This window comes from Pectobacterium sp. A5351 (genome assembly GCF_028335745.1).
Lineage (GTDB): Bacteria > Pseudomonadota > Gammaproteobacteria > Enterobacterales > Enterobacteriaceae > Pectobacterium.
On the sequence record NZ_CP116477.1, the window covers coordinates 1491870 to 1512323 of the forward strand.

The 20454-nt window shown below is 48.7% G+C and carries 16 protein-coding genes and 1 pseudogene; 7 read left to right on the plus strand and 10 right to left on the minus strand.

Annotated features, from left to right (window positions below):
• Positions 1-86 precede the first annotated feature (86 nt).
• The 3 genes and pseudogenes from O1Q74_RS07085 (at position 87) to O1Q74_RS07095 (ending at position 3343) form a co-directional block, all read left to right on the plus strand.
• Positions 87-379 (plus strand): annotated as a pseudogene (locus O1Q74_RS07085) (hypothetical protein).
• A 158-nt stretch (positions 380-537) separates the two neighbouring features.
• Entirely contained in the window at positions 538-819 is a 282-nt protein-coding gene (locus tag O1Q74_RS07090; protein ID WP_271877520.1) for a hypothetical protein, read from the plus strand.
• A gap of 859 nt (positions 820-1678) precedes the next feature.
• A complete protein-coding gene (locus tag O1Q74_RS07095; RefSeq protein ID WP_271877522.1) occupies positions 1679-3343 on the plus strand; it encodes a methyl-accepting chemotaxis protein in 1665 nt (554 codons plus the stop codon).
• Between the two features lie 107 nt (positions 3344-3450).
• On the opposite strand, the gene O1Q74_RS07100 is transcribed toward O1Q74_RS07095, so the two are convergent.
• Complete coding sequence (locus O1Q74_RS07100) at positions 3451-4971, minus strand: PepSY-associated TM helix domain-containing protein (RefSeq protein ID WP_271877524.1); 1521 nt, start codon at positions 4969-4971, stop codon at positions 3451-3453.
• Positions 4972-5073: 102 nt separating this feature from the next.
• Positions 5074-5490, minus strand: coding sequence for a DUF2946 domain-containing protein (locus tag O1Q74_RS07105; RefSeq protein ID WP_271877526.1), 417 nt, complete (start codon positions 5488-5490; stop codon positions 5074-5076).
• Positions 5491-5932: 442 nt separating this feature from the next.
• On the opposite strand from O1Q74_RS07105, the gene O1Q74_RS07110 reads away from it, so the two are divergent.
• Positions 5933-7435, plus strand: a complete 1503-nt coding sequence (locus tag O1Q74_RS07110) for a glucan biosynthesis protein G (RefSeq protein ID WP_271878804.1) — start codon at positions 5933-5935, stop codon at positions 7433-7435.
• Positions 7428-9992 carry a glucans biosynthesis glucosyltransferase MdoH gene (gene mdoH, locus O1Q74_RS07115; RefSeq protein ID WP_271877529.1) on the plus strand — a complete coding sequence of 855 codons (2565 nt, stop codon included), beginning with the start codon at positions 7428-7430 and terminating at the stop codon, positions 9990-9992. Before O1Q74_RS07110 ends, mdoH begins: the two co-directional genes overlap by 8 nt.
• A gap of 114 nt (positions 9993-10106) precedes the next feature.
• Here mdoH and O1Q74_RS07120 read toward each other — a convergent pair whose 3' ends face one another.
• Entirely contained in the window at positions 10107-11027 is a 921-nt protein-coding gene (locus O1Q74_RS07120) for a Kdo(2)-lipid IV(A) acyltransferase (protein WP_271877532.1), read from the minus strand.
• Positions 11028-11483: 456 nt separating this feature from the next.
• Between O1Q74_RS07120 and trhO the strand changes: the two genes are divergently transcribed.
• Positions 11484-12551 carry an oxygen-dependent tRNA uridine(34) hydroxylase TrhO gene (trhO, locus tag O1Q74_RS07125; protein WP_271877534.1) on the plus strand — a complete coding sequence of 356 codons (1068 nt, stop codon included), beginning with the start codon at positions 11484-11486 and terminating at the stop codon, positions 12549-12551.
• Between the two features lie 75 nt (positions 12552-12626).
• Here the strand turns inward: trhO and O1Q74_RS07130 are convergent, their stop codons facing one another.
• The 6 genes from O1Q74_RS07130 to pyrC form a co-directional block, all read right to left on the minus strand.
• On the minus strand, positions 12627-13202 hold the full coding sequence (locus tag O1Q74_RS07130) for a YceI family protein (protein ID WP_271878806.1): 576 nt from the start codon (positions 13200-13202) through the stop codon (positions 12627-12629).
• Between the two features lie 30 nt (positions 13203-13232).
• A complete protein-coding gene (locus O1Q74_RS07135; protein WP_271877536.1) occupies positions 13233-13787 on the minus strand; it encodes a cytochrome b in 555 nt (184 codons plus the stop codon).
• Between the two features lie 387 nt (positions 13788-14174).
• On the minus strand, positions 14175-14429 hold the full coding sequence (gene bssS / locus O1Q74_RS07140) for a biofilm formation regulator BssS (RefSeq protein ID WP_271877538.1): 255 nt from the start codon (positions 14427-14429) through the stop codon (positions 14175-14177).
• A 239-nt stretch (positions 14430-14668) separates the two neighbouring features.
• Positions 14669-14926, minus strand: coding sequence for a hypothetical protein (locus O1Q74_RS07145; protein WP_271877541.1), 258 nt, complete (start codon positions 14924-14926; stop codon positions 14669-14671).
• A gap of 88 nt (positions 14927-15014) precedes the next feature.
• Entirely contained in the window at positions 15015-15254 is a 240-nt protein-coding gene (dinI, locus tag O1Q74_RS07150; RefSeq protein ID WP_263057608.1) for a DNA damage-inducible protein I, read from the minus strand.
• Positions 15255-15360: 106 nt separating this feature from the next.
• Entirely contained in the window at positions 15361-16404 is a 1044-nt protein-coding gene (gene pyrC, locus O1Q74_RS07155; RefSeq protein WP_271877545.1) for a dihydroorotase, read from the minus strand.
• Positions 16405-16588: 184 nt separating this feature from the next.
• On the opposite strand from pyrC, the gene O1Q74_RS07160 reads away from it, so the two are divergent.
• Positions 16589-16876 (plus strand): putative quinol monooxygenase, encoded by a 288-nt coding sequence (locus O1Q74_RS07160; RefSeq protein ID WP_271877547.1) that lies wholly within the window; start codon positions 16589-16591, stop codon positions 16874-16876.
• A 61-nt stretch (positions 16877-16937) separates the two neighbouring features.
• Here O1Q74_RS07160 and rne read toward each other — a convergent pair whose 3' ends face one another.
• Positions 16938-20285: a ribonuclease E gene (gene rne / locus O1Q74_RS07165; protein ID WP_271877549.1), complete on the minus strand. Its 3348-nt coding sequence runs from the start codon at positions 20283-20285 to the stop codon at positions 16938-16940.
• Positions 20286-20454 lie beyond the last annotated feature (169 nt).

Genomic DNA, 20454 nt, shown 5'->3' on the forward strand with positions numbered 1-20454 from the left:
CCATAATGGGTGTCTGGAAGACCGCGTTCTGCGGGGCGTATTTTGTACTACAGTTATTATCCTTTGGCTAAAATGAGACCCTCGGTATGAAAACGACGCTGGTTGTTGCGATGGTGTGTGCTGTGGTGCTGTTTCCTTTCTCTACGCCTAGTATGGCGAAAAACACCCGGATTTCTGATGAACAGATCAAAGAACGGATCATTCAGGAGTCACCTTCTTCTTATTCCGGTAATTGTCCTTATAATTCAGCGCGTAATGGCAGCAAATGTGGCAAGCGTAGCGCATGGAGCCGAACAGGGGGATATCCCCGACCTGTTACAAAGATGAAGTGACCCGAAAAATGATTGATGACTGGAGAATGAGAAACAGAAATACATAACATTTGGCAGGGAAATAAAAATAGTGAATGAATAATATTCTTGCTAAGAAATTAATTGTGCTATTTTTGTGATGGAAATATTAAATTTTTATTTCAGTATGGACATTATAGGCCGCCTGTCATAGTTTACTATTTTACCCCATTAGAAAGGTAATAAAATGAGTGAGATATCTAGCCTGTCCTTGAAGATTTCCCCAGAGCTGAAAGAAAAAATCAAAGCTGCTGCCCTGGAAAACGAAGTATCTATCAGTGCAGAAGTCAGTGCTCGGTTACTGCGGAGCTTTGATTACAGCCATCAGGCCTCTGAGCTGTCTCCTGAACTTGTGGACAGTCAGGGCACAGAAGAGATCGGTACAGAAGCACCGTTAACGCAGAAAGAGATAAAGAAAATCCGAGAATTGCTGAAAGGTAAATCCAAAGCCACTTCCAAGAAAAAGTAATGCTGGAATGTGGCTCTGCATCTCTGATAGATTCAAAAAATAAATAGCAAAATTAAATCACCCTGGCGTGCTGATGAAAATGCGTCCGGGTGAGTCTTTTTTCTCAAGGCATACAGTTTGTATCGATTGCGGAAAATGACTGGAAACACGCTATCGTACGTCATTCATCTCACCCTGTCTGTTTTTTACTTCCCATTCGTGACATAATATAAATGTGGAAAGAATTTATTCAAATGTATGACAAATTGTTATTATTTGTTTTCGTGTTTATTGTTATATTTTAAATGCCACATTTCCCTCACTTAAAAAATAATATCTTATAAAGAGATAGATTGTAAGAAAACGATCGATTAAATAGATATTAATACCATTAGTTAGAAAATATAAAGATTATCTACAAAAGGACGATACCGCCTTCGGCGTCGGGGGGGATTTATTCTGCCGTGTATTTTCTCCTTGCCGCTGCTATTAAACACTATGTTTAGTGACGATAATTCTCTTGGGTTTTGCAAGACATGAGAATGTAAAAAATTAGGTCATGGTACGGGAAAGTGCGGTGAAAGATGAGGCGTAAAAGATGACGTTTTTTCGACTGCCAGAATCTATAGAGGCCTGGTATCGGCGTTGTATCTCGCTAGACCCATTCACCCCTGTCACGGTGAATATGGTTTGATGAGTATGTCTACTTACATATTGTTTACGTTTCTCACCAGAGCATATAAATGAAATTATCTGTTTAGAGATGTGTGTAGGTTTGTATTAAAAATACAAATTGTAACTTTTTGTATTTTTTTGATAAATATTGATTTGAAATTTATTGTTTTTATGTGGATAGAGAAAATTAATTAAGGAGATGTAAATGAGTTTTTCCAACTGGCGTATAGGATATCGATTAGGAGCGGGGTTTTCTTTTCTGGTATTAATGCTTTTGGTCATTGGCAGCGTTGCTATTTCAAAGTTAAGTAACTTTCACGAAAAGGTGGATGAGATCGTTTCGAAAAATTATCCGCTGACCGCCAAAAGTAATAAGTTGATTGATGAACTGAACGGTTATCTCAATAATCAGCAACTATTGCTATTACTTAAATCAGAAAGTGAAATCAATAAACAGTTGGCGCTAAACAAAGAGCGTTCAGGGAAAGTATCTGAACTCATGGAGTATCTGAACCAGTCCGCCAATGACGATAAGTCTGTTGCAGTACTACGTGATATTGGCGACATCCGACGCGATTTTCTTGGTTCAGCGAACAGGCTCTCTTCACTGATCTTGGCAGGTAACACAGAAGCGGCTGCCGAAGAATACTTCAAGGTAACGCGTATCACCCAGGAGAAGTATATCAGCAAAGTCAACGAGTTCATCGATATACAGGATGATAAAATGTCATCCTCAGCGCAAGAGGTCGGAGACAGCTATAAAAATGCGCTGATGGTACTTGCTACGGTTATTATCATTAGTGCGCTAGCCGGGTTGATTATTGCTTCATTGATTACCCGTAGTGTAACCCAGCCGTTACAGGCAGCACTGGGGATTGCCGAAAATGTGGCGAAAGGCGATCTGACTTCTGAGATTTATACTGACCGTAAAGATGAAACTGGTCAGCTCCTCTCTGCCTTGAACAATATGAGCAGCAGCCTGAGGCAGATTGTCAGTCAGGTACGTGATGGTGCAGAAACGATCTCCAGCGCGGCATCGCAAATTGCGGCGGGGAATCAGGATTTATCCGCCAGAACGGAAGAACAGGCTAGTTCGTTGGAAGAAACCGCGTCGTCGATGGAACAATTGACGTCAACGATAAGAAATACTGCAGACAACACGACGCAAGCGACAGATCTTGCGGCCAGTGCGTCTGAAACGGTGAAGAAAAGTGGTGCAATGATGGAAACCGTAACGCAGGAAATGCGTGGTATCCGTGATTCATCACAGCGTATGGCGGAAATTATCGGTGTGATTGATGGTATTGCATTCCAGACCAACATCCTGGCACTGAATGCGGCCGTTGAAGCGGCTCGTGCCGGTGAACAGGGAAGAGGGTTTGCCGTTGTCGCCAGTGAGGTACGTGCGCTGGCCCAGCGAAGCGCGACGGCGGCAAAAGAAATCAAAGAACTTATCGATGATTCTTTCAAGAAAGTGCAGGGCGGAATGGGGCTGGTAGAAGAAACTGGCGTCACGATGAACTCGCTGGTAACGAATGTGCAGGGGGTGACGGGTATCATCAGTGAAATTGCCCAGGCCAGCCGTGAGCAAAGCGATGGTATTAACCAGATCAACCTGGCCGTCGGACAGATTGACACCACAACCCAGCAAAACGCTGCACTGGTTGAAGAATCTGCCGCTGCCGCGCTCTCTTTGCAGGATCAGGCAAATAGCCTCGCGCGTACGGTTAGTGTATTCAATCTTGGTGAATCTTATAAAAGTGCTGCGTTAAATAAAAAAGTGGAAACGCCTGCGCTGTCTGCCCCTAAAAATAACCGTGCAGAAAGAAACGTTGCCAAAGGTGAGTTAGCGGACTGGAGGACATTCTAACGTAACCATTAACCGGGATTGCTGATTGACCGCCATTATGTTGCACAAATAGTGTTACACAATGGCGGTTTTTTTATGGCTATGCAGGGATAATCGCCACGCGGGAATTAGCTTTTGAGAATGCCTTGCTTTGGATGGCTCATATACCACCGAACCGTGTCAATCAGCAGGAAAATAAGCAGGCTGATCCCCATGACGGGCAAACTCATCGCCAACAGCACCGTAATGAGCACAATGAGCAAGCGGTGAAAGATAGGAACCCGAAGCAAGGCAGCAGTCAGCGTGTTCACCGGATTCGCACTATGACGAGATTTCGGGCGACGTATCCACCACATTCGATAGCCCCACACGATCATTGCACAGAGCCCAAGCCCAAACGCTGCGAGGATGAGCTGGTTTGGCAAACCGAATAATACGCCCATATGTGCATCCACGCCCCAACGAGTGAGCTTGGCGGCCATCGGGAAAGTGTTGAAATCGGTTTGGTCTACAATCTCCAGCGTATCAGGATTTACTGACACGGCATCAACCTGTGTTGGCCAGGCGCGGTCGATCTCAGTGACGGTCCAGGCGCGGTGCGGTTTAGTGGCGGGGCGAATTTCGATTTTATTGGCATCAATCCCGGCATGACGTGCAGCAGCCAGTACCTCGTCAAATAACGCGGGTGAAGAGGCGTCGACATTTCCTATCGGCATGGACGAATGGTGTTCTGCGTGCTCATCCGTAGCCATCGTCATATCGTGACCGTGCATCATGTCATTGTGAGGCATTGGCTCGGGCAACTGGGTTTTTACCGATGGGGTCTGCCATCCTAGCGCGGTACGCGCGGCAGAAATGTTACCTCCTGCCCATTGCGACCAGGTTAACCCTGTCGCAGAGAAAAAGAGTAAACCAAGCACAAGACTTAGCCCCATAGTGGCATGCCAGTGACGCAGGCGCTGTGTCTTCGCTGCCGTCGTCTGGCTATTTTTCAATTTCTGCCGTTTGGCTGCGGATGACAGATGTCGGGTTGACCACCAAATGACGATGCCGCCTAGTGCTGCAACCCACAGCCATGATGCCGCCAGCTCACTGTAATTACGCCCGATATCGCCTAGCAGTAGCCCACGGTGCAGGTAATCAAGCCAGATACGAAATGGTAGGATGCCACTGGTGCCGTAAACAATCTCACTGCCGCGATTTTCCAGCGAGACGGGATCGATGAAAACGGCGCGGCTTTCCGATGGCCCTAATTCCGGTAAGGCAAACATGACGCGGGTGGTTTCTCCTGCGGCAGGCGCGGGGCGTATTGCCAGTAATGTTGCACCCTGATGAGCGATAACTGCCTGAGCGGTACGAATTTGCTCAGCCAGTGAATGCGGCGTGCCCTGACTTTCTGTGAAAAGCTGGTGTGAATACAGCCGATTTTCAATCTGCGGCGTCAGGACATACAGCGTTCCTGTCAGGGCGGCGATAAAAATAAAAGGACCGACAAAAATACCGATATAGAAATGCAGTCGGATGAATAAGGCGACGATTGTGGCACGTGGCGATATGTTATCTATCGCGCGTTGGTCTGACGTGGTTTCTCCTGCAAGGCGAATGCTGGAGGCGGCAGCCGTGGCTGATGCTTTATTAGGCTGTGACATAAAACCTTCTGAAATCATTTAGCAAAAAAATGATCAAACGCTACACCTGAAAGGGTATAGCGCGACGCGTTATAAATGCACATGAGCATGATGATGCGTGATTCAGAAAGGTGGGGCGCGTACCACCGGGGAAGCGTAACGTTCGGGAAGCACAATACGGGAGATAAAATGGATAACCCGTGCTTCAGGTAAAAATGTGGTCAGTATGGGGTTGGGAGATCCTGCCGCGAATAGCGCTGGCGTATACAAAAAAAGTACGCAATAACCGCAAGCGGCATGATCCATCATCATCGACGGTGATGACGGAGAATGGTGTGATGGCCTTGCGTGGTGCCCGGACATCGTGTGTCCGGTATGCGATTGCTCCGCTAGATTGCCGCTGTGGTTGCCTGGCAGAGTTGCGCCATGCTCGTGAAGCACCTGTGTTTGTGAAATCACGGGTGCAACGAAGATGGTCAAAATAGCGAAGATGCCGACCCAGGCCGGGAAACTTCGCCGTCGTAGCGCGGACAAAAGCATAGCAGTCTTAATTCAACAATACCGGGCTCAGCCAAGGAGTGTACTTTACTTGCCCCTACATTGTTACACAAATGTTTATGTTGATGGGCTTCAGGCAGTATGTGAAACGATATTGATGTTCGTTTCCGTGTTGATCCATGGCGCACCAGAAAATTGCACTGACGTAAACAGAATAATCTTACGCACGCAAAGTTTGATATTCGCTATAGTCCGTGACTGTTTTACATTTTTACAACTCGATTTATCATGCCTTAGCGTTCTCGTTGTTTAAACGCTGACCTATTATGATGAACAATATCTTTATCAAGTTGTCTGGAAGCTAACTTATCCATTAATATGGATTTTAGTTGATTGAAGCACACGAACAGGGGGAGCTGTGCTGGATAATAAATTTGGGTTTAAACTGCGGGTTGCTAGCCTTCGCTGGCTGTCCGTCGCCGTTATGCTGTCTGTAAGCGCAGTGCCAGCGTGGGCATTCTCTATTGATGATGTGGCACAGCAGGCTGAAAAGCTGGCTGAAAAAGGTTTTGAAGCGCCGAAAAGTAATCTTCCTGCGCAGTTCCGTGATATGAAATTTGCAGACTACCAGCAAATTCGGTTCAATAACGACAAGTCATACTGGAATAATGTACAGACGCCTTTCAAGATCCAGTTTTACCATCAGGGAATGTATTTCGATACCCCTGTGAAAATTAATGAAGTCACGGCGACCACGGTTGATGAGATTAAATACTCGCCTGAGTATTTTGATTTTGGTTCCGTCAATCACGATCCTGAAACGGTTAAAAATCTCGGCTTTGCAGGTTTTAAAGTTCTCTATCCAATCAATAAAGCCGATAAGAACGATGAAATCGTCAGCATGCTGGGTGCCAGCTATTTCCGTGTGGTAGGTAAAGGCCAGATTTATGGCTTGTCTGCGCGCGGTCTGGCGATCGATACCGCGTTACCTTCTGGTGAAGAGTTCCCTCGCTTCCGTGAGTTCTGGATTGAACGTCCAAAACCGAATGATAAACACCTGGTGATTTATGCGCTGCTGGATTCACCGCGTGCGACGGGGGCTTATCGTTTTGCCGTTTATCCCGGCCGTGACAGTGTTGTAGACGTTCAGGCTAAAGTGTTCATGCGTGACAAAGTGGGCAAGCTGGGTATCGCTCCACTGACCAGTATGTATCTGTTTGGGCCTAACCAGCCGTCGCCGACGCTGAACTATCGTCCAGCGCTGAACGATTCTAACGGTTTGTCAATTCATGCCGGCAATGGCGAATGGATCTGGCGTCCGCTGAATAATCCGAAGCACCTGTCCGTGAGCACCTATTCGGTAGAAAATCCGAAAGGGTTTGGTCTACTGCAACGTGGTCGTGATTTCGCGGCTTATGAAGATCTTGACGATCGTTACGATCTGCGTCCAAGCGGCTGGGTTGAACCGAAAGGCGAGTGGGGCAAAGGAAAAGTTGAGCTGGTTGAAATTCCTACTGCGGATGAAACCAATGACAATATCGTTGCCTTCTGGACGCCTGATGTATTGCCAGAAACAGGCAAACCGCTGGATATTAAATATCGTCTGCACTTTACGCGCGACGAAGATCAACTGCATTCCCCGAACATTGCCTATGTTCAACAGACTCGCCGTTCTGCCGGTGATGTTAAACAATCTAACTTGATCCGCCAGCCTGACGGCACGATCGCGTACATTGTAGATTTTGTTGGACCGAACTTAAAAGAGCTTGATGAGAGCACTCCGGTAGACTCTCAGGTCAGCATTGGCGACAACGGCGAGATTGTAGAAAATAATGTTCGCTATAACCCGGTCACTCATGGTTGGCGTCTGACGCTGCGTTTGCGTGTGAAAGATGCGAAACAGCCGACTGAAATGAGAGCTGCGTTGGTTAATGGCGAGACGACATTGACTGAAACCTGGAGCAATCAGCTGCCTGCTAATGAATAAGTCAACTTCTTCTCTCGATTATATTGAGAAACTACCTCTGCCTGCCGAACAGGCAGAGGTTCTTCGCGAAAAATTACCGCAAGCGGCCTGGAACGATCAGGCCGTTTTGCATCAGACCTTATCTGAAAATAGCCAGTCTGAAGGCCATCAGGTTAATGTTCAGGCCGAAGATGATGTTGCACTGCATTCTGTGCAGGCACGTCTTGAAATGGCCTGGGAAGATGGCCTGGACAACGGTAAGCAACTCGGCACTGACAGAGAAGGGCGGACGGCATTAAAAGCGATGCCCGTTATTACACGCGCTTCCATGTTCCCTGACGTCTGGCGGACGAATCCGTTGGTTCGTTGGTGGGAAAGTCTGTTGGGCCGTACTGTGCCGCCTCGGCCTCATTACAGCCCGGAAGAGAAAATTTCCGAAAACCGCTGGCGTCTGGTGGGAACAATCCGTCGTTATATTCTATTGGTGTTAACGCTGTTCCAGACCGCCATCGCGACCTGGTACATGAAAACTATCCTGCCTTATCAGGGATGGGCGCTCATCAATCCTTTTGAAATGGCGGGGCAACCGTGGACGCGCTCGCTGATGCAACTGCTTCCTTATGTGTTGCAAAGCGGCATACTGGTTCTGTTTGCAGTGTTGTTCTGCTGGGTGTCTGCCGGGTTCTGGACTGCACTGATGGGGTTCTTGCAACTGCTTATTGGTCGAGATAAGTACAGTATCTCTTCCACGACGGTAGGTAATGAACCGCTGAACCCAGAACATCGCACGGCGTTAATCATGCCGATTTGTAACGAAGACGTAGAACGCGTGTTTGCGGGACTGCGTGCGACGTATGAATCCGTTGAAGCGACGGGCAATCTTGAGCATTTTGATATTTATGTTCTGAGCGACAGTAACGATCCCGATATCTGCGTGGCAGAGCAAAAAGCCTGGATGGAGCTGTGTCGTGATGTCGGCGGAGCAGGGCGTATTTTCTATCGTCGTCGCCGTCGCCGCGTTAAACGTAAGAGTGGCAATATCGATGATTTCTGCCGCCGCTGGGGTAATCAGTACAGCTACATGGTTATTCTGGATGCCGATAGCGTCATGAGCGGTGAATGCTTGACGTCTCTGGTTCGGCTGATGGAAGCGAACCCGAACGCCGGTATCATCCAGTCTTCGCCGAAAGCGTCTGGCATGGATACGCTGTATGCGCGCTGTCAGCAGTTTGCTACGCGTGTTTACGGCCCGCTGTTCACCGCTGGCCTGCACTTCTGGCAACTGGGTGAATCGCATTACTGGGGACATAACGCGATCATCCGCGTTAAACCGTTCATCGAGCATTGTGCTTTAGCACCGTTGCCGGGTGAAGGGTCGTTCGCCGGTGCGATTCTTTCTCACGACTTTGTTGAAGCGGCGTTGATGCGTCGCGCAGGATGGGGCGTGTGGATCGCCTACGATCTGCCGGGAAGCTATGAAGAGCTGCCGCCTAACCTGCTGGATGAGTTGAAACGTGATCGCCGCTGGTGCCACGGTAACCTGATGAACTTCCGATTGTTTCTGGTTAAAGGTATGCACCCGGTTCATCGCGCTGTTTTCCTTACTGGAGTGATGTCTTATCTGTCGGCACCGCTGTGGTTTATGTTCCTGATGCTCTCTACGGCGTTGCAGGTTGTGCATACGCTTATGGAACCCCAGTACTTCTTGCAGCCTCGGCAGTTGTTCCCCGTCTGGCCACAGTGGCGGCCTGAACTGGCTATTGCACTGTTCTCGACGACATTGGTCTTGCTGTTCTTGCCAAAACTGTTGAGCGTGATTCTGGTGTGGGCGAAAGGGGCAAAAGAGTACGGTGGTGCTGTCCGGGTGTTTCTTTCGTTGCTGCTGGAGATGCTGTTCTCGGTCCTGCTGGCACCGGTTCGTATGCTGTTCCACACGGTGTTTGTTGTCAGTGCGTTTCTCGGTTGGTCAGTGCAGTGGAATTCTCCGCAGCGTGACGACGATGCAACCCCGTGGAGCGAGGCGTTTGTGCGCCATGGTTCCCAATTGATTCTGGGGCTGGTCTGGGCGATTGGTATGGCATGGTTGGATCTGCGCTTCCTGTGGTGGCTGGCTCCAATCGTCTTCTCGCTGATTTTGTCGCCGTTTGTTTCGGTTTATTCGAGTCGCGCATCATTGGGGCTGTGCTGTAAACGTGCCAAGCTGTTGATGATACCGGAAGAGTTCAATCCACCGCGTGAATTGGTCGCGACCGATGAATATTGCCGACTGAATCATCAGCGTAGACTGGACAACGGGTTTATGCAGGCTGTCTTTGATCCGTCAATTAATGCCCTTGCCAGCGCAATGGCGACGGCGCGTCATCGCTTCAGCCGAGCGATTGAAGATGTACGTGAGGAGAATGTGCGTGATGCTTTGAGTCGCAAGCCGGAAGAGGTGAGCAATAATCAACGTCTGGCACTGCTCAGCGATCCTGTGACGATATCGCGCTTGCACTACCATGTGTGGCAAAAACCGGAAACGTATGCTGTGTGGGTTGAGTCTTACCAGAAACTTCCCGCTCCTCATATCAGAAGCTAATTTCGCGTTGGCGTGAAAGATAAAGCGACGGCAATCAATCGCCGTTGCTTTTTTTTCGTCTGTCGCAGGGGGGCGCAATTCCTGAGATGAGAAACCGGTACAGAAAGGCGTTCGTTAATACAGCGATGGCTCGCCTTCCGGGCGGGTTTTGAAACGGCGGTGCAGCCACATATATTGGTCACGCGCGAGCAGAATATTCTGTTCAACGACGTTGTTCATCCAAACGGCAGTCGCGGTTTCATTATCTACGGGTGCATCCTGCTCCGCAGGTTGGATAAGCAGTTCATAGCCTTTTCCGTCAGGTAGACGACGTGGCACAAAAGGAATGACGGCAGGGCGTGCGGTCTTCATCAGCATATAGCTACCGCGGGTTGTCGCTGCGCTATCGACGGCGAAGAGCGGAGCAAAGACACTGCTTTGTGGACCGTAATCATGGTCGGGAGCATACCAGATGATCTCTCCCTGTTTGAGTGCGCGGATCATACCTTTGAGATCTTTACGATCCAGCATGGACTTATTGGAGCGTAGTCTTCCCCATGTCTGTAACCAATCGATCAGCTTGTTATCGTTTGGGCGGTATACCCCGATCCCCGGATTGTGTATGCCAAAGATGCGAGCACCCAATTCCAGCGTTAGGAAATGTAGACCAATGAGCAGCACGCCTTGCTGCTTTTCCAATACAGGGCGAATATGTTCAAGGCCAGTCACCGTAAACCAGCGTTCGATACGCCAGTTTGGCCAAAACCAGGCCATGCCGGTTTCAATCACACCCATGCCGACAGATTCAAAATTTTTCCTGACTAATGCTTCACGCTCAGTCTGCGGCATTTCGGGAAAACACAGTTCAAGGTTACGGGTGGCAATGTTGACGCGTTTTGGCAACAGGCGCATAGCTAAATGGCCAAGTGCGGTACCGATACGATACAGAGCGGGATAGGGAAGCAAAACGATAAGGTAAAGGATGCCGATGCCCAACCAGGTAAACCAGTAGCGCGGATATAGCAGTGAACGATTAAAAGAAGGGATTTGTGTCATGGTCTCAGTATCAATGTGTTTGTGCTGGTCGGCACGCGAACTGTTAAAAAACGCGTTAATGATTAACTGCAAGATAGATTATTGTGGCGCTTTGCCGATAAAACAAATTACCGTCGCGTTATTGACTGATTTTCATACATAAAAGGCCTTAATCATATCATTTTAAGAGAATAAGTTTTAACCTTTGGTGGCATACCGAGTAATGAGATAAGGGAAGAGGTGACCCTGCCAGGACCGCCTGACACGGCGTATTATCGTTATTGTTTGAAAATTCCTCTGGCATAGCATGGCTCACTACGCCAGTACTGTGTCGATAAGGATACCCGGGTAGCACTACATTTCATGCCCTGACAGCCTCAACGCTATCAGGTATGATGCCGGGCGATTCAATGTGTTGAGCTATGTCTCGATGATGAACGTCACACGCTAACCTCAATGAAGACAGGAACGTACACCATGCCAGTGTTACATAACCGGATTTCTAATGAGGAACTGAAGGCGCATATGCTTGCGGAAACCGAGCCGCGTACCACAGTTTCCTTCTACAAATATTTCGCCATTGACGATCCAAAAGTATTTCGCGATCGTCTGTATATTCAGCTTGAGCAATGTAAGGTCTTCGGCCGTATTTATATTGCGACTGAGGGGATTAACGCACAAATCAGCGTGCCCAATAATCAGTTCGAGGCCTTTAAGGCAGTATTGTTCAGTGCGCACCCGGCGCTCGATCAGATTCGCTTAAATATCGCTCTGGAAGATGACGGGAAATCGTTCTGGGTATTGCGTATGAAAGTACGCGAACGGATTGTCGCTGATGGGATTGACGATCCGACATTTAACCCAGCGAATGTCGGGCAATACCTGAAAGCCGATCAGGTTAATGCGATGGCTGACGATCCCGACACCGTGTTCGTCGATATGCGTAACCATTACGAATATGAAGTCGGGCACTTCGAGAATGCGCTGGAAGTGCCGTCGGATACGTTTCGTGAGCAGTTGCCGATGGCAGTTGAAATGCTTGATGAGTCGCGCGACAAAAATATTGTCATGTACTGCACAGGCGGGATTCGCTGCGAGAAGGCCAGTGCCTACATGTTGCACCACGGCTTTAAGAACGTATATCACGTAGAGGGCGGTATTATTGAATATGCGCGTCAGGCTAAAGCCCAGGGACTACCGCTGAAGTTTATCGGCAAGAATTTCGTGTTTGATGAACGAATGGGAGAGCGTATTTCTGATGACGTCATCGCGCATTGCCATCAGTGCGGAGCGTCGTGTGATAGTCACACTAACTGCCGTAATGAAGGGTGCCATCTTCTGTTTATCCAGTGCCCTGCCTGTGCGGCAAAATACGAAGGTTGCTGTAGCACGCAATGTCAGGATGAAATGAAGTTGCCGCTGGAAGAACAAAGAGCGATACGCAGCGGGCGTGAAAATGGAATGAAAATCTTCAATAAATCCAAAGGATTATTGCAGTCAACGTTGCACATTCCAGCTCCTGTAGCCAAAGACAAAGCCGAATAATTAGCGGCTAATCGCGTAATAGAAAAAGCCCTTTCCACAGGAAAGGGCTACATAACGTTGATGCGTAGTGCTGCCTTATTTCTGGCGAATGCCTTCAACGGAAATAATCAGTTCTACATCCTGCGAAGCTGGGCCCAAATCGGTCGTAATGTTGAAGTCTTTCAACTTGATAGTGCCTTCAGCTTGAAAACCTGCGCGATAGTTACCCCATGGGTCATCACCTTGGCCGATCAGTTTGGCATCAAGCTTAACTGGCTTGGTGACGCCATTTAAGGTCAGGTTGCCGGTAATATCGTAATCTTCACCGTCTTTCTTCACTTCAGTGGACGTAAATGTTGCCTGGGGATGCTTGGTTACGTTTAAAAATTCTTCACTGCGAAGGTGCTTGTCACGTTCAGCGTGGTTAGTGTCAACGCTGTTGGTGTTAATCGTGACATTGACTTTATCCGTTGATGGATTTTTCTCATCAAAGGTAAAAGAGCCGTTGAAATCATTAAAGCTTCCGTAAAGCCAGCTGTAACCGAGGTGTTTAATGCGGAATTCAATAAACGCGTGCTGGCCTTCTTTATCGAACTTGTACTCTGCCGCGAGTACAGAACCGGCAGAGGCAAGCATAGATACTGCGGTGAGGCTCAGTAGTGTTTTCTTCAGCATTGGTATTTCTCCATAAAATCCATAAGGTTAATGAATGTTGCGACCCAACATTCGTTTCAACGTATTATCACCATCTATAAAGTGGTGTTTTAATGCGGCTAAACCATGCAGCGCTGATAAGGCAACCACCGCCCAGGCAAGATAAAAATGCACGTCACCTGCTATATCGGCCTGATCCGTCAAGCCGCTGATAATGGCCGGAACAGAAAACCAGCCAAAAACGGGAACTGAATGTCCTTCCGCGGTGGAAATAAGATATCCACTAATCAGAATTGAGAATAAAATAACGTAAAGCGCGATATGAGCGAGTGTGGCACTCACGCGAGTGACGGTGGAGTAACTTTTCAGCGGTGGCGGTGGTGGAGAAATAAAGCGCCATATAACGCGAAAAATCATGACGGCAAAAAGCAGTACACCAATCGCTTTGTGAATTTCAGGGGCACGATGATACCAAACACTATAATAGTTAAGTGTCACCATCCAGAGTCCTGAGGCGAACATGCCATAAACGGTTAACGCTGCAATCCAGTGCAGAAAAATGCTGATATGGCCGTAACGGGATGAGGAATTACGCCAAGTCATATTATGATTCCTTCAAGTTGAGTGCGTTTGTTAAATAAAAGCTAAACAGAAGTGAATGCAAAATCAACATAATATTTGTGATTATCACATAACTAAATTATGTAACGATTTTTTTGATTTTATTATGAAGGTGCATTCAATTTTTTTGATGTTCAAAGAGGAAAAGCAAACGATTTAGCAGGAGAGCAGAGGTAATAGTAAACGAGACAGGTTCTCTGCCTCGCATTATGGGGAGGAGATATGCTTCAGTCTGCGAGCCTTAAAACATGAGGAAATACGGTATTCTGAAATAACAATACCGCCAGTAGGACGGTATTGTTATGAATGCAAATGGTATTAACGCAAATTCGTGGGTATTGAATATAATATTAATAACGCTATCAATGACTAATGTTTTCGATAATCACTGAGGTCACAGTCTGTCGATTCGATTTTCGCAATGCCAGCTTCAAGTATATGTATCAGTTGTCTGGCAACATCGGTCGTTAGCCAAAGGGTTCGATCAACATGAGCTTCGTTTGGTGCTTGATCCGAGGTGGATAAGTAGTGTAAACGGATCATCATGGCGTCATAACTGTCAACAGTGCTGATGTCCCAACCTACAAGAGGATGTGTCTGAATAACTTCATTTTTTCTATCCATAAATACCCCTTATTGACTAGTTACTAACATGAGTGACTAATGAGGCTTCTGGTAGCTCATTATTTTTGAACGAGCATTATGAGTATACTGCTGCTTATTTGTTTTATGGGAAATATTTTCATTTTTTGTGTAAAAAAAATTACACAGGCAGGTATGACGAAGGGGTAACTGATATCTCTGATGAAATATCGGGACGAATAGATTTTCATCCCGAGGGTGTTGTCACTGGGGGGAGAACATTATTCCGCGCTGGTTCCTGTGTTGTTCTCTAATGCAGCGGCAAGCCGAGCAAGGTATTTCTTCATCGCGGGGTCTCGATTCTCGTTCTGAGATTCCAATGTTAAATTGTGAATCATCAGTTTGTTGGCTTTTTCGTCAAGGCAGAATGCCAGAGACGAGAAGGCGAGTTCCAGAGCATCAATTTTACGTTGCTGCTCGCCAATTAGCTCCAGCAGTTCCCCGAATGTCATTGCCTCTTCTGGTTTTTCTACCGTCATAACAGATACCCTCGGTCATAGCACATGGCGAAATGCCGCTTTAAACTGCCATTACAGCCTATATCTTCCTTATCTTTCAAGTTTTAGATTACTCTGCCGTAAACCAGTCGTCGGCGCTTTCCCAGGTTTCCTGCAAGATTTCAGAGATACGATCTTTGTCATCTTTACCTGCACCCATGACCGTCAGGTTATTTGCGGATGCATAACGAACTTGAATGGGGGTATCGGGGTAAATTTTGTGAATACGCTTTTCCAGCTCATGCCTGAGTGCTTCAATCGCACCGGCGGGTAAAGGCGTTGTCTTTGCAAGAGTGATTTCTACGCGCATGCTGACCTCCAAGGTTTAAACTGTTTATTTATACAGTTATTGCAGGTGGAGAACAAGACGCGCAATAAAATTTAGCCCATCGGCATAATGCGGATGGGCTTATTGATTAACGGACTGACCAGTTAAGGCTTTGTCCCGCCAGGAAGGGGATAAGCGACTCGTTGCCGAGAGAGATTGCTTCCGGGAACGTGACCGTTTCACGGTGAAGTTCAATCCAACTGTCGTTCACCGGTAGGCCATAAAAACGTGGGCCGTTCAGGGAGCAGAAGGCTTCGAGTTTATCAAGCGCGTTCATTTCTTCAAAAACGGTGGCGTAGGTACTTAATGCCGCCTGGGCATTGAACACGCCGGCGCAGCCACAGCCGGATTCTTTCCGGTGTTTTGCGTGAGGCGCGGAGTCAGTACCGAGGAAAAGGCGTTCACAGCCGCTGGCTACGGCTTCACGTAGCGCCTGCTGATGGGTATTGCGTTTTAAGATCGGCAGGCAATACAGGTGAGGGCGAACGCCACCAACCAGCATATGGTTGCGGTTAAACATCAGGTGCTGTGGAGTAATGGTGGCGGCGAGATAATCATTACCTTCAACAACATACTGCACCGCTTCTTTTGTCGTAATGTGCTCAAGGACGACTTTCAGTTCAGGGAAATCTTGGCGCAATGGCTCCAGCACCGTTTCGATGAAGCGCGCTTCCCGATCGAAAATATCAACGGCAGCGTCGGTAACTTCACCGTGGATGAGCAGCGGCATACCCATTTTTTGCATTTTCTCCAGAATACTGGAGACATTGACGACGCTGGTTACCCCATGGCTGGAATTTGTTGTGGCGTTGGCTGGGTATAATTTGGCTGCGGTAAAGACGCCTTGCTCAAAGCCATTCACGATTTCCTTGACATCAAGCGTATCGGTCAGGTAGCACGTCATCAACGGGTGAAAGTCATCGCCTTGCGGAACCGCGGCCAGAATACGTTGACGATATGCGATAGCGCTGGCCACGCTGGTAATCGGCGGTGTCAGGTTAGGCATAACAATCGCACGGCCAAAGAAACGGCTGGTATAGGGGAGAACGGTTTCCAGCATCCGATCGTCACGCAGGTGAATGTGCCAATCGTCAGGGCGACGGATTTTAAGAATAGTGGGCTGTGCGGTCATGGAATTGCGCTCCGGCGGTCAGTAGAAAAACATCGTCTTTCGGTTGGTTTTGGGACTGATACGGCGGGGGATAAGGATAAGCGTAAAGCCATTCGAATGCATCCGTTTGTTGATGAATGCTTGAAATTAACCGTAGATTGGCATCTGATAGCATTATCTTTTCATTGATAAATAAGGGATGTATATGGAAATTCGTATTGTCGCCACCATTCAGGCAAAAGCAGAGTTTATTGAAGACGTTACCGCAACGCTAAAACGCGTGGTGGCGCCCAGCCGACAGGAAGCAGGTAATGTGCAGTACGATCTGCATGAAGTCGTAGATAAAGCGGGTTCGTTTGTGTTCTTCGAGCGCTGGAAAGATCGAGAGGCTTTGACATCACATGAGCAGAGCGAGCACTTCAATAGCCTGTTGGCTGAACTGGATGGTAAAACGGACAGTGTAGATATCAAGCTATTAAATTTTTTAGGCTAAAAACAGGTAGTGCATAAAAAACACCCGCCAATTGGCGGGTGTTTGTCTATAAAAGTCAGGATTACTCGCTGACTGGCGTAGGCTTGGTTGCTGGCGCAGTTGACTGATTAACTGCGGCATGGCCACCTGCTGAACCTTTTCCAGAGAACGGATAGGCAGGGCGAACCCAATCGCTTTGTCTGGCAGGTTCCGCGTGGTATGCCGGCGCTGGTGCTTTCGTCATTGGCGCTGTCGCATGGAACTTATAGCGAGGTTGCTCAGCAATAGTTGCTGCTTTTGTTACGCTCAATACAGGTTCTTCCGCAATCGGCTGTACGCTGGTCGCGTTTGCCCATTCATCCTGAACGGTCTGTGGCAGGTTGGTTTCCTGTACGGCAGAACCCGCCGGAGTAGAAACGGGTTCTGCCACATCTGCGCTCTCGGTTGCATCAGCAATGCTATCCACCTGCTTGTCTTCTGCTGCTGCTTCTGTAGCGACATCGTCAGCCACTACCGTTTCAGCGACTGTGCTTGCAGCAGCAACAGGTTCAGCGATCTGCGCATCTTCAGCAGTCAGTGCCGTATCCGCAGCCTTTGCTTCCTCAACGGCATTCACGGCAACCGCCGCGATAGCATCATCGATCGCGGTGTTCTCGGTAACGGGCTCGACGACAGTTTCTTCGTCTGCGGCACTCACCTCGACATTTGTGACATTGCTATCCTGAATCACGTCGGCAGATTGTGCTGTTGCGGTTACAACAGTGTCTTCCTGAGCGACGGATTCAGCTAGCGCCATGTTTTCCACTGCGTTGGATTCCGCTGTATCGGCCAGTGTAGTCACTGTGGCTTCAACCACGGCAGGTAGCAGCGGTGGTGTTTCAATCGCTGCAACGTTTTCGTCCTGCTGTTGGTTTTCAGCCTGCTGTGCAACAGGATAGCTAACCCACACTTTTCCTGATGCCATTTCCGGTGATGCGGCGGCAAATTCCAACTGCATTGGTGACTGAGACGGGTAACGCTCATCACGATAGCGGCGACGGCGCTGGCCGCTGACGCGAAGGTGACGTGGCGAACGACGTGAACGACGCGGCATACCGCCATTCTCGGCATTGGCACGATTAGCATCGCTTTGCTCGTTATCGACCTCGTTATTGTCTACCGCAGCATCGCTAGGCTTGACGTAAGATTGAACCTGCTCAGATGGTGCCGCAACAGGCGCTATGCTATCGGAGAGGGTATCTTGTTGCGCATCAGACTGAACGCGTACTTTCTGTGTCAACTGACGGCGCTGGCGACGCGGCATAACCTGAGTCGGTTTGTCCTCTGCTGCATTGTCATCGGAATCATCAATAACTGGCTGTACTTTTGCCTCAGCCGGAACTTGACGACGATCATCTTGACGACGACGCTGACGTTCAGCACGTGGTTCGCGACGCGGCTGTTCTTCCGAACTTGATTTCTCCGCATTTTCCGCTGACCGGGTGTCAGTAACCGCGTCCTCGTTTTGTCGCTTATTACGGCGCTGATCATCACGCTGTTCACGATTGTCACGATTGTCACGATTGTCACGAGAGCCACGATCGCGGCGATTATTACCCTGACGGCGTGAGTTCCGGCGTTCAGGGCGCTGACCTTCAGTGGATTTCTCTTCTTCGGCCTTCTTATCGTCAACGCTATCCGCTGCTTTTGTCGCAGGCTCGGAAGCAAAGACGCTTTTTAAGGCGCTGAACAAACGGCTAACGAGGCCCGGCTGAGCGACTTCCGCAGGTTTCGCCGCAGCAGACGTCGCTTTAGCTACCGACGGTGCGGTTTCCTCTGGCATTTCAGCCATGCTAAACGTTGCTAAAGCGGGTTGCTCAGGCTGTTTACGCTCGATCGTTTGTTCGTCTTGCAGTTGCTGCGTTTCCGTTTCCAAACGCTGAGGCAGCAAATAGCTGAGCGTTGGTTTCTCTTCGCCTTTACGGACGCGAACAACGGAGTAGTGCGGTGTCTGCATACCGTCGTGTGGCACGATGATCGCGCGCACGCCGCCTTGACGTTTCTCAATGGCGTTAACGGCGTCACGCTTCTCGTTCAGCAGATAAGATGCAATCTGGACCGGAACAATCGCGTGGACTTCTTTGGTATTTTCTTTCAGCGCTTCTTCTTCAATCAGACGAAGAATAGACAGTGAAAGTGATTCATTGTCACGAATCGTGCCTGTACCGCTACAGCGTGGGCAGACGTGGTGGCTGGATTCACCCAGTGAAGGGCTCAGACGCTGACGCGACATCTCCAGCAGACCGAAGCGGGAAATTCGACCGATCTGAATACGCGCGCGATCCTGACGCACGGAGTCACGCAGGCGGTTTTCAACTTCGCGCTGGTGACGAACCGGAGTCATATCGATGAAGTCGATAACGATCAGGCCACCGAGGTCACGCAGGCGCAATTGGCGAGCAATTTCGTCTGCGGCTTCAAGGTTGGTATTAAACGCCGTTTCTTCAATATCGCCACCGCGCGTTGCACGGGCGGAGTTGATATCAATCGCCGTCAGCGCTTCGGTGGTATCGATAACGATAGAACCGCCGGACGGCAGGCGAACCTCACGCTGGAAAGCCGACTCGATCTGCGATTCAATCTGATAGTGGCTGAAAAGCGGGATTTCACCACTGTACAATTTGATTTTGCTGCTGAAATCAGGACGACCCAGCGCAGAAATGTGTTCTTTCGCCAGATCGAGAATTTTCGGATTATCGATCAGGATTTCGCCAATATCTGGGCGCAGATAGTCACGGAAGGCGCGAACAATCACGTTACTTTCCTGATGGATCAGGAATGGTGCAGGGCGGCCTTCGGCGGCTTTTTTGATCGCGTCCCAGTGTTTCAGACGGAAAGCCAGATCCCATTGTAGGGCTTCAGCGGATTTACCCACACCAGCAGTACGAACAATGAGACCCATACCATCGGGCAGTTGCAGCGACCCCAGAGCTTCTTTGAGCTCGGTGCGATCGTCACCTTCGATGCGACGGGATATTCCACCGGCGCGCGGGTTATTCGGCATTAAGACCAGATAGCTACCCGCCAGGCTGATAAAGGTAGTCAGCGCTGCACCTTTGTTGCCACGCTCTTCTTTGTCTACCTGAACAATGACTTCCTGACCTTCACGTAACACATCTTTAATGTTAGGGCGACCATGGGAAGCATAGTTGCTGGGGAAGTATTCGCGGGCGATTTCTTTAAGAGGGAGGAAACCATGTCTTTCTGCGCCGTAATCAACAAAAGCCGCTTCAAGACTGGGTTCGATACGAGTGATTTTACCTTTGTAGATATTTGCTTTCTTCTGCTCATGACCCGGACTTTCGATATCCAAATCATACAGCCGTTGACCATCAACCAAGGCAACACGCAACTCTTCCTGCTGAGTTGCGTTAATTAACATTCTTTTCATCTTCAACTTACTCGTTATTTTTACTTGCATTATTGATAGAGCTGCGGACAAAAGAACCGCATGACCGGAGTGAACCGATGGCCTCGTGGCTTATCGCAGGGACGTCAACCTCCCGGTTGTCGCCTGCATAGAGACGCATGTTTCGGTAGCCTGTGTTTCCTGATGGAAA

Coding starts and splice junctions, on each gene's coding strand:
- O1Q74_RS07145 (WP_271877541.1), bottom strand. CDS start 14,926: ATGACGGTAGAAAAACCAGAAGAGGCAATGACATTCGGGGAACTGCTG.
- O1Q74_RS07120 (WP_271877532.1), bottom strand. CDS start 11,027: ATGACACAAATCCCTTCTTTTAATCGTTCACTGCTATATCCGCGCTAC.
- O1Q74_RS07160 (WP_271877547.1), top strand. CDS start 16,589: ATGGAAATTCGTATTGTCGCCACCATTCAGGCAAAAGCAGAGTTTATT.
- pyrC (WP_271877545.1), bottom strand. CDS start 16,404: ATGACCGCACAGCCCACTATTCTTAAAATCCGTCGCCCTGACGATTGG.
- mdoH (WP_271877529.1), top strand. CDS start 7,428: ATGAATAAGTCAACTTCTTCTCTCGATTATATTGAGAAACTACCTCTG.
- rne (WP_271877549.1), bottom strand. CDS start 20,285: ATGAAAAGAATGTTAATTAACGCAACTCAGCAGGAAGAGTTGCGTGTT.
- O1Q74_RS07095 (WP_271877522.1), top strand. CDS start 1,679: ATGAGTTTTTCCAACTGGCGTATAGGATATCGATTAGGAGCGGGGTTT.
- O1Q74_RS07100 (WP_271877524.1), bottom strand. CDS start 4,971: ATGTCACAGCCTAATAAAGCATCAGCCACGGCTGCCGCCTCCAGCATT.
- O1Q74_RS07105 (WP_271877526.1), bottom strand. CDS start 5,490: ATGCTTTTGTCCGCGCTACGACGGCGAAGTTTCCCGGCCTGGGTCGGC.
- trhO (WP_271877534.1), top strand. CDS start 11,484: ATGCCAGTGTTACATAACCGGATTTCTAATGAGGAACTGAAGGCGCAT.
- O1Q74_RS07135 (WP_271877536.1), bottom strand. CDS start 13,787: ATGACTTGGCGTAATTCCTCATCCCGTTACGGCCATATCAGCATTTTT.
- O1Q74_RS07110 (WP_271878804.1), top strand. CDS start 5,933: ATGCTGTCTGTAAGCGCAGTGCCAGCGTGGGCATTCTCTATTGATGAT.
- O1Q74_RS07090 (WP_271877520.1), top strand. CDS start 538: ATGAGTGAGATATCTAGCCTGTCCTTGAAGATTTCCCCAGAGCTGAAA.
- bssS (WP_271877538.1), bottom strand. CDS start 14,429: ATGGATAGAAAAAATGAAGTTATTCAGACACATCCTCTTGTAGGTTGG.
- dinI (WP_263057608.1), bottom strand. CDS start 15,254: ATGCGCGTAGAAATCACTCTTGCAAAGACAACGCCTTTACCCGCCGGT.